The organism is Sphaerotilus sp. FB-3, from assembly GCF_023706025.1.
In the GTDB taxonomy this organism is placed as follows: Bacteria; Pseudomonadota; Gammaproteobacteria; order Burkholderiales; family Burkholderiaceae_C; genus Sphaerotilus; species Sphaerotilus sulfidivorans.
On the sequence record NZ_BQWE01000024.1, the window covers coordinates 1 to 9,529 of the forward strand.

The 9,529-nt window shown below is 70.1% G+C and carries 5 protein-coding genes; 3 read left to right on the top strand and 2 right to left on the bottom strand.

What is annotated here, in order from left to right; translation table 11 throughout:
• Positions 1-90 precede the first annotated feature (90 nt).
• Entirely contained in the window at positions 91-1,467 is a 1,377-nt protein-coding gene (locus tag NFT33_RS11480) for a COR domain-containing protein (RefSeq protein ID WP_259373338.1), read from the top strand.
• 17 nt (positions 1,468-1,484) lie between these two features.
• Here NFT33_RS11480 and NFT33_RS11485 read toward each other — a convergent pair whose 3' ends face one another.
• On the bottom strand, positions 1,485-1,982 hold the full coding sequence (locus NFT33_RS11485) for a cyanophycin metabolism-associated DUF1854 family protein (RefSeq protein ID WP_251675430.1): 498 nt from the start codon (positions 1,980-1,982) through the stop codon (positions 1,485-1,487).
• A gap of 20 nt (positions 1,983-2,002) precedes the next feature.
• A complete protein-coding gene (locus tag NFT33_RS11490) occupies positions 2,003-4,297 on the bottom strand; it encodes a cyanophycin metabolism-associated ABC transporter (RefSeq protein ID WP_251675432.1) in 2,295 nt (764 codons plus the stop codon).
• A gap of 178 nt (positions 4,298-4,475) precedes the next feature.
• Here NFT33_RS11490 and NFT33_RS11495 point away from each other — a divergent pair, with 178 nt between their 5' ends.
• The gene (locus NFT33_RS11495) at positions 4,476-6,626 is read left to right on the top strand and encodes a cyanophycin synthetase (protein WP_251675433.1); all 2,151 of its coding nucleotides are present in this window, start codon (positions 4,476-4,478) and stop codon (positions 6,624-6,626) included.
• A gap of 69 nt (positions 6,627-6,695) precedes the next feature.
• Positions 6,696-9,275: a cyanophycin synthetase gene (cphA, locus tag NFT33_RS11500; RefSeq protein ID WP_251675435.1), complete on the top strand. Its 2,580-nt coding sequence runs from the start codon at positions 6,696-6,698 to the stop codon at positions 9,273-9,275.
• Positions 9,276-9,529: the final 254 nt, after the last annotated feature.

Genomic DNA, 9,529 nt, shown 5'->3' on the forward strand with positions numbered 1-9,529 from the left:
GTCTGGCATCGTGTCGTGGGGTGGCGAGGTCGGGCCGGATTGTTACCACGCAATCGGGGACTTGGCTAATGCAATCGCCCTGGGCGGACGCTGCCGCGCGACGCATTCGAGCGCCTGTGCGCCGAGCAGCACCAGACCGCCGTACCGGGCGTCGTGCTGGAGTATCTGCACCGCAGCGGGCAGGTGTTCTGGAAACAGGGCGTGTTCGGCGATCAAGTGGTGCTGGACCAGGCGTGGGCGCTGGACGGGATGTATGCGGTGCTGCACCGGGATTCGGCGCTGCCGCTGATCCGCCAGCAGCACGGGCGGTTCACACCGCAACTGCTGGCGCTGCTGGTCTGGCAGAACCGCACCGAGGAGGAACGCAAGCTCTTCCTGTCGATGATGGAAAAGTGCCAGACGTGTTTCAAGATCGCCGAGGACATGCATGTCGCCCCGGCGCTGCTGCCGCTGGAAGACGCGGTGGCGGGGCAGATCGCCGGCCTCTGGCAAGGCGCCGAAGCCAAGGCCGAGGTGAAGCTGAATTACGCCTTCCTGCACGAAGGCGTGCTGCGGGCGCTGCTGTGCGGCATCGGCTCACGCGCAGGCGTGCAGGCCGTCTACTGGCGCTACGGCGTGTGTTTCTACGACCAGCAGGCCGCCGGCGTCGTTCGCATCCGCAGCCAGTTGCCGGCTCCGAGCGGACAGGGCGGCGGGTGGATTTCGGTCGAGACGACCGAGGCGAATGCGGCGGCGCTGGCGCGGGAAGTCGTCGGATCGATCGAGCGGATCAACATCGGTCAGAAACCAGAGGTGAAGTGGATGAGCGGCGAACCCGGTGAAACTCGGCCCATGCCCGGAGACGACAACGGCCAGGAACCGTTTGCCCGCTTGACCCCCGGCCCGGTGCCCCGCGCCGCCGACGCGCCGATCCCGGTGTACGTGTCGTACGCGTGGGAGGATGCCAGTCAGGCGTTCGTGGACGAGGTCGGTCAGCGCCTGCCCGCCGACCGCTTCGAGTTCCGCCGCGACAAGACGCACATGCGAACCGGCGATTGGATTTCCCATTTCATGGCGGAAATCGGCCGCGCCGACCGCGTGCTGGTCGTGCTCAGCGACAAGTACCTGCGCTCGCCCAATTGCATGCGCGAGCTGCTGCACCTGTTCCAGCGCAGCCAGGGTGACCGTGCCGACCTGATGGGCCGCATCGTGGCGGTGATCCCGCCCGACCTGAAGATCGACCGTGCGATCGGGCGCGCGGTGTACATCCGCCACTGGCGTGACGAACACAAGGCGCTCGAATCGGTCTTTCAGGATCTCGGCATTGCCGCGATGGGCGCCGCCGATCGCGAGGAATGGCTGGCGATCCAGGATTTCCAGCACCGGGTCTCGGACATCATGGCCTGGGTGTCCGATGTGCTGATGCCGCGCGGGGTCGCCAGCCTGGATGCGGCGATTGCGCGGATCGAGGGTCGCGCCAACGCCTGATCCAGCCGCTCAGCCCCTCAGAGAAACCGCTCCAGAAACTTCCTCGACGCCCGGTCCAGCGCGCCCATGTCGCGCACCGAGAAGACGATGCCGTGGCCGCTGGTGATCAGCAGGCGGCGGCCGGGCAGGCGGCGGATGTCTTCCTCGACCTTCAGCACCAGCGTGGTGGGGCCGCGGTCGGTGTCCACCGTCCAGGTGCTGGGCGTGGAGAAGGTCGAGACCTCGCGGATGCGGCTGATCTCGGGCATGAACTCGCGGTGCGCGAGTTCCTCGTCGATCAGCGCGCGCAGCGGCGGCGGCAGGTCGGCCGGGCGGTCGATCCAGACCAGCTCGTGGCCTTCGGCGCTGACCAGCGACAGGCCGGCCTCGGGCGCCGAGACGGGGAAGGCGCGCACCGGCGTGACGCCGTGGCGCGGCATGCCGTCGGCGCCGGTGTAGACCAGGCGGCCGCTGGCGTGGCGCTCGAGCGTGAAGACGGGCAGGGCGGCGGTGGCGGCGTTAGGGGTGGAGGACATCGGGAGCTGCTCGGGTTCGTTCAGTTCGTGCCGTGGGCCGAGGGCTGCGGGATCTGGTGCGCCAGCAGCACCTGATCGTGCTCGGACTCGCCGTCCTCGTCGCTCTCGGTGCGGCGGGCCTGGGCCTCGTAGAGGCGGAAGTAGTGGCCTTGGCGTGCCATCAGCTCGTCGTGCGTGCCGACCTCGACCACCACGCCGCGGTCCATCACCACCAGCCGGTCGGCCTTGCGCAGCGTCGACAGGCGGTGCGCGATGGCGATCGTCGTGCGGCCCTGCACCAGGTTGTCGAGCGCCTTCTGGATCTCCTTCTCGGTCTCGGTGTCGACGCTGGCGGTGGCCTCGTCGAGGATCAGCAGGCGCGGGTCGATCAGCAGCGCGCGCGCGATCGAGATGCGCTGGCGCTCGCCGCCCGACAGGCCCTGGCCGCGCTCGCCCACCACCGAGTCGTAGCCCTGCGGCAGGCGCAGGATGAAGTCGTGCGCGTGCGCGGCGCGCGCGGCGGCGATGATCTGCTCGCGGGTGGCGTCCGGGCGGCCGTAGGCGATGTTCTCGGCGATGGTGCCGAAGAACAGGAAGGGCTCCTGCAGCACCAGGCCGATGTGGCGGCGGTAGTCCGACACCGCATAGCGGCGGATGTCGACGCCGTCGACCTGGATCGAGCCGTCGGTGATGTCGTAGAAGCGGCAGATCAGGTTGACCAGCGTGCTCTTGCCCGAGCCCGAGTGGCCGACCAGGCCGATCATCTCGCCGGGGCGGATGTCGAGGCTCATGCCGCGGATCACCGAGCGGCTGCCGTAGCGGAAGGCGATGTTCTCGAGCTTCACCGCGCCCTCGAGCCGGGTGATCGGCACCGGCTGCGCCGGCTCGGGCACGTTCGAGACATGGTCGAGGATGTCGAAGATGCGCTTGGCGCCGGCGGCGGCCTTCTGCGTCACCGAGACGATGCGGCTCATCGAGTCGAGCCGGCTGTAGAAGCGGCCGATGTAGGCCAGGAAGGCGGTCAGGATGCCGACCGTGATCTCGCCGCGGCTGACCTGCCAGATGCCGAAGCCCCAGACCACCAGCAGGCCGATGTCGGTCAGCAGGGTCACCGTGGGCGTGAACAGGCTCCAGGTCTTGTTGATGCGGTCGTTGACCGCCAGGTTGGCGTCGTTGGCCTCGTGAAAGCGCTTCGATTCGCGCGACTCCTGCGCGAAGGCCTTGACCACGCGGATGCCGGGAATGGTGTCGGCCAGCACATTGGTCACATCGCCCCAGACGCGGTCGATCTTCTCGAAGCCGGTGCGCAGCCGGTCGCGCACCAGGTGGATCATCCAGGCGATGAAGGGCAGCGGCAGCAGCGTGACCAGCGCCAGCCAAGGATTGATCGAGAACAGGATCACCGCCGTCATGCCCAGCATCAGCACATCGGTGGCGAAGTCCAGCGCATGCAGCGACAGGAAGACCGAGAGCCGGTCGGTCTCCGAGCCGATGCGCGCGATCAGGTCGCCGGTGCGCTTGGCGCCGAAGTAGTCCAGCGACAGGCCGAGCAGATGGTCGAAGGCGGTGGTGCGCAGGTCGGCGGCGATGCGCTCGGACACCAGCGCCAGCAGCCAGGTGCGCGCCCAGCCCAGGCCCCAGGCCAGCAGGCCCGAGCCGAACAGGCCGCCCAGCAGCATGCCGACCTGACGGGTGTCGATCGACTTGCCGTTCTGGAAGGGAATCAGCACCTCGTCCATCAGCGGAATCGTCAGGTAGGGCGGCACCAGTGTCGCGGCGGTGGAGGCCAGCGTCAGCAGGAAGCCCGCCAGCAGCGTCCAGCGGTAGGGCCGCGCGAAGCGCCACAGCCGCAGCAGCACCCAGGTCGAGGGCGGCGTCGTCAGCTCGCGGGTGCAGATCTCGCAGTCGTCGCTGTCGGCGGGCAGCGGCGCGTGGCAGGTGGGGCAGCGGGTGGGATCGCCCGCGTCGTCATCGTGCGCGTGGCCGGCATGCGCGAGCTGCTCGATCCGCTGCTCGAACAGGCGCACCAGCCGCAGCGCCTGGACGTTCTGCGCCAGCGTGAAGCGCCACAGCGCCAGCCGCCCGCTGCCGTCATGCAGCTCGAGCGTGCCGACGCCGGCATGGTCGTGGTGCCGCAGCGACAGATCCGGCCGCAGCGGCCAGGCGCCGCGTTCGCCGATCAGCCGGTGCTCGGTGAGCTGCAGCCGGGCGCGCGCGAAGTGCAGCCGCTCGTCCAGGTCAACCTCCAGCGTGGTCAGGACGTTTTCGTTCGGCAGGAGCGGGAGGGTCGCGGACTCGACGGCGTCGGCGCGAACGGAGGCGGAGTGGGCTTGCATCGGGATTCTTCTCGGGGTGGCCGATTCTGGCCCAGCCGGATCGTGCGGCCTTGGCGCAGATGAACACGCCTCGTACAACGTCGCTGCAGCGCATCGCGCTGACCTGGCGGCTTGACGCAAGGTGAAGTCGGCACAATCACGTTCCCATCGGTCCTTCGGCGGCTACCTTCGGCACGACATGAGCAAGAAAGACGACATCAAGCTGCTGCGCATCACCTACCTGCGCGGCCCCAATGTGTGGACCTACCGTCCGACGCTCGAAGTCTGGCTGGACCTGGGCGAACTCGAGGACTGGCCGTCGAACCGGCTGCCCGGCTTCAACGACCGGCTGACCGCGATGCTGCCGGCGCTGATCGAGCACCACTGCGGTGTGGGCGAGCGCGGCGGCTTCCTGCAGCGCCTGGAGGAAGGCACCTGGATGGGTCATGTGCTCGAGCATGTGGTCATCGAGCTGCTGAACCTGGCGGGCATGCCCACCGGCTTCGGTCAGACGCGCAGCACCTCGCGGCATGGCGTCTACCGCATGGTCTTCCGCGCCCGCGACGAGCAGGTCGCCCGCACCGCGCTGGCCGAAGGCCACCGGCTGCTGATGAGCGCGATCAACGACGAGCCCTTCGAGGTGGCGCCGGCGGTCGAGCGGGTGCGCGAGAAGATCGACGACTGCTATCTGGGCCCCAGCACCGCCAGCATCGTCGGCGCGGCCACCGATCGCCGCATCCCGCACATCCGGCTCAACGACGGCAATCTGGTGCAGCTCGGCTACGGCTCGGCGCAGCGCCGCATCTGGACCGCCGAGACCGACCTGACCAGCGCGATCGCCGAAGGCATCGCCAGCGACAAGGACATGACCAAGACGCTGCTGAAGTCCTGCGGCGTGCCGGTGCCCGAAGGCGCGGTGGCGGACAGCCCCGAGGCCGCCTGGGACGAGGCCGAGGACATCGGCGTGCCGGTGGTGGTCAAGCCCAGCGACGCCAACCACGGCCGCGGCGTGAGCCTGGACCTGCGCACCCGCGAGGAGGTCATGGCCGCCTGGCACATCGCCGACGCCGAGGGCAGCGAGGTCATCGTCGAGCGCTACATTCCCGGCGACGAGCACCGCGTGCTGGTCGTCGCCGGCCAGGTGGTCGCCGCCGCGCGCGGCGAGACGCTGTGGGTCGCCGGCGACGGCCGCTCCAGCGTGCAGCAGCTGATCGACACCCAGCTCAACACCGACCCGCGCCGCGGCGAGGCCGAGGAATTCCCGCTCGAGACGATCCGTCTGGAGCGCGAGCCGGTGATCCGGCTGCTGCTCGAGCGCCAGGGCCTGGACGCCGGCTCGGTGCCCGAAGCCGGCCGCCAGGTGCTGATCCAGCGCAACGGCAATGTCGCGATCGACTGCACCGACGACGTGCATCCGGATGTCGCCTACCAGGTGGGCCTGGCCGCGCGCATCGTCGGCCTGGACATCGCCGGCATCGATCTGGTCACCACCGACATCTCGCGCCCGCTGCACGAGACCGGCGGCGCGATCGTCGAGGTCAACGCCGGCCCCGGCCTGCTGATGCACCTCAAGCCCGCGCAGGGCATGCCGCGCCCGGTCGGCCAGGCGATCGTCGATCACCTGTTCGCCGAGGACGCCAGCGGCCGCGTGCCGGTGGTCGGCGTGGCCGGCTCGCGCCAGACCTCGCAGATCGCGCAGATCGTCGCGTGGCTGGTGCATCTGGGCGGCCGCCATGTCGGCCTGGCCTGCCGCGACGGCCTGTTCTTGGCCGGCCGACGCGTCGGCCGTGGCGACTGCGCCGACTGGGACAGCGGCCACCGCCTGCTGATGAACCGCGAGGTCCAGGCGGTGGTGATCGAGAACGACGCCGGCGTCATTCTCGACACCGGCCTGCCCTACGACCGCTGCCATGTCGGCGTGGTCACCGACCTGGACGGCTTCGAGCAGCTCGAGCGCCACGACATCCGCGAGTCCGAGCAGATGCCGCGGGTGATGCGCACCCAGGTCGATGTGGTGCTGCCCGACGGTGTGGCGGTGCTGAACGCCGACGACGAGCGCATCGCCGACATGGCGCGCCTGTCCGACGGGGCGGTCATCCTGTACGCGACCCGGCCCGAGCCGCTGGCCGACCACCGCGCCGAGGGCGGCCGCGCCGTGCTGCTGCGCGACGGCCGCATCATGCTGGCCACCGGCGCGAGCGAGACGGTCTGCGTCGATCTGGTGCGCCGCCGCATCACGATCGCGCCTGAAGTCGTGCTGCCCGCGCTGGCCACCGCCTGGGCGATGGGCATCAATCCGGAGCTGATGGCCGCCGGCCTCGAGACCTTCGGCTCGCGCCCCGCGGCCTGAGCCGCTCCCGCCCGCACGAAGAACCCGATCGATCCGATCGACCCGACCCCGATCAGAGAAGAACACCCGATGGACGTTTCCCGCATCCGGGCCCTGCGCGGCCCCAATCTCTGGAGCCGCCACACCGCTGTCGAGGCGATCGTCTCGTGCGAGCCGGCCGAGCGCTCCCTGGTCCACCTGCCGGGCTTCGAGAGCCGCCTGCGTGCGCTGTTCCCGGCGATCGGACCGGTGCCGGTGGGCGCGCAGCGCGCCGACGTGTCGCTGGCGCATGTGCTCGAAGCCGCCACGCTGGCGCTGCAGGCCCAGGCCGGCTGCCCGGTGACCTTCAGCCGCACTTCGGTGACGGTCGAGGAAGGCACCTACCAGGTCGTCGTCGAGTACACCGAGGAAGACGTCGGCCGGCTGGCGCTGCGCCACGCCGAGGCGCTGGTGCGCGCGGCGCTGGCCGGCAGCGAGTTCGATGTCGCCGCCGCGATCGCCGAGCTGCGCGAGCTCGACGAGGACGTGCGCCTGGGCCCGAGCACCGGCTCGATCGTCAACGCCGCGCTGGCGCGCGGCATCCCGATCCGGCGCCTGACGCAGGGCAGTCTGGTCCAGCTCGGCTGGGGATCGCGCCAGCGCCGCATCCAGGCCGCCGAGGTCGACACCACCAGCGCGGTGTCCGAGTCGATCGCCCAGGACAAGGACCTGACCAAGAAGCTGCTGCACGCCGCCGGCGTGCCGGTGCCGATCGGCCGCCCGGCCGCCACGCCCGACGAGGCCTGGGCGGTGGCCGAGGAGATCGGCCTGCCGGTGGTGCTCAAGCCGCAGGACGGCAACCAGGGCAAGGGCGTGACGGTCAACATCACCGACCGCGCCCAGCTCGACCGCGCCTTCGCGGCCGCCGCCGAGATCGGCGAGGTGCTGGTCGAGAAGTACCTGCCCGGCAGCGACTTCCGCCTGCTGGTCGTCGGCGACCGGCTGGTGGCCGCGGCCCGCCGCGATCCGCCGCATGTCATCGGCGACGGCGAGCACACCGTGCGCGAGCTGGTCGAGATCGTCAACGCCGACCCGCGCCGCGGCACCGGCCACGCGACCTCGCTGACCAAGATCCGCTTCGACGACATCGCCATCGCGCGGCTGGCGCTGCAGGATCTGCTGCCCGAGTCGGTGCCCGAGAAGGGCCGGCGCGTCATCCTGCGCAACAACGCCAACCTCAGCACCGGCGGCACCGCCACCGACGTGACCGACGACGTCCACCCCGAGGTGGCCGCGCGTGCGGTCGGCGCGGCGCAGATGGTCGGCCTGCATGTCTGCGGCGTCGACGTGGTCTGCGAGAGCGTGCTGCGTCCGCTCGAGGAGCAGGACGGCGGCATCGTCGAGGTCAACGCCGCGCCGGGCCTGCGCATGCACCTGTCGCCGTCCTACGGCAAGGGCCGGGCGGTCGGCGAGGCGGTGATCGACAGCATGTACGCGCCCGGCGACGACGGCCGCATCCCGGTCGTCGCCGTCACCGGCACCAACGGCAAGACCACCACCGCGCGCCTGATCACGCACCTGTTCGCCAGCAGCGGCCTGCGCGTGGGCATGACCAACACCGACGGCGTCTATGTCAACGGTCGGCAGATCGACAGCGGCGACTGCTCCGGCCCGCGCAGCGCGCGCAACGTGCTGATGCATCCCGACGTGGACGCCGCGGTGTTCGAGACCGCGCGCGGCGGCGTGCTGCGCGAGGGCCTGGGCTTCGACCGCTGCCAGGTGGCGGTGGTGACCAACATCGGCGCCGGCGACCACCTCGGCCTGAACTACATCACCACCGTCGAGGATCTGGCGGTGCTCAAGCGCGTGATCGTGCAGAACGTCGCCGCCACCGGCTATGCGGTGCTGAATGCGGCCGATCCGATCGTGGCGGGCATGGCCGCAGTCTGTCCGGGGCAGGTGATCTTCTTCGCCGCCGACCGTCAGCATCCGGTGATGGCCACGCACCGCGCCCAGGGCCGGCGCTGCGTCTATGTCGAAGGTGATCATCTGGTCGCTGCCGAGGGCGCGCGCCGCGAACTGCTGCCGCTGCGCGAGATCCCGATCACCCGCGGTGGCCTGATCGGCTTCCAGGTCGAGAACGTCATGGCCGCCGTCGCCGCAGGCTGGGGTGCCGGGCTGGACTGGGACTCGATCCGCCGCGCACTGTCGAGCTTCGCCAGCGACTCCGACAACGCGCCCGGCCGCTTCAATGTCATGGACTACCGTGGCGCCACCGTCATCGCCGACTACGGCCACAACCCGGACGCGATGCGCGCGCTGGTCTCCGCGGTCGATGCACTGCCGGCGCAGCGCCGCTCGGTCGTCATCAGCGGTGCGGGCGACCGGCGTGACCAGGACATCCGCGAGCAGACGCAGATCCTGGGCGCGGCCTTCGACGACGTCATCCTCTATCAGGATGCCTGCCAGCGCGGCCGCGCCGACGGCGAAGTGGTGGCGCTGCTGCGCGAGGGGCTGCAAGGCGCCGCCCGCACGAAGCAGGTCGACGAGATCCGCGGCGAGTTCGTCGCGATCGACCTGGCGCTCGAGCGCCTGCAGCCGGGCGACCTCTGCCTGATCCTGGTCGATCAGGTCGAGGAGGCTCTGGCCTATCTGGCGCGGCGCATCCGTGGTGCCGCCGCTGGCGGCTGAGCGCAGGGCGGCGGGGAGGGGCGTGGTGCCGCGGGCTCTGCCCGCCGGCGTCCGCAGCACCCTTCGAAAAATTTTTAGCGAAAGTGCTTGCGCGACCCGAAAAGCTCGTACTAGAATAGCGTTCTTCGCTGCTGCAGAACAAACGAAACGCGACGCAGCAAACAAGGCGAAGACAAGCTCTTTAAAAATCAACAGCCGATAAGCGTGGGCGTTTGAGGCGAGTGTCTCGGATCTTCGGATCCGGGTCCTTGTGA

Bases quoted from the DNA above. Each gene is read 5' to 3' on its own strand.
- NFT33_RS11485 (WP_251675430.1), bottom strand. From the start codon at position 1,982: ATGTCCTCCACCCCTAACGCCGCCACCGCCGCCCTGCCCGTCTTCACG.
- NFT33_RS11490 (WP_251675432.1), bottom strand. From the start codon at position 4,297: ATGCAAGCCCACTCCGCCTCCGTTCGCGCCGACGCCGTCGAGTCCGCG.
- NFT33_RS11495 (WP_251675433.1), top strand. From the start codon at position 4,476: ATGAGCAAGAAAGACGACATCAAGCTGCTGCGCATCACCTACCTGCGC.
- cphA (WP_251675435.1), top strand. From the start codon at position 6,696: ATGGACGTTTCCCGCATCCGGGCCCTGCGCGGCCCCAATCTCTGGAGC.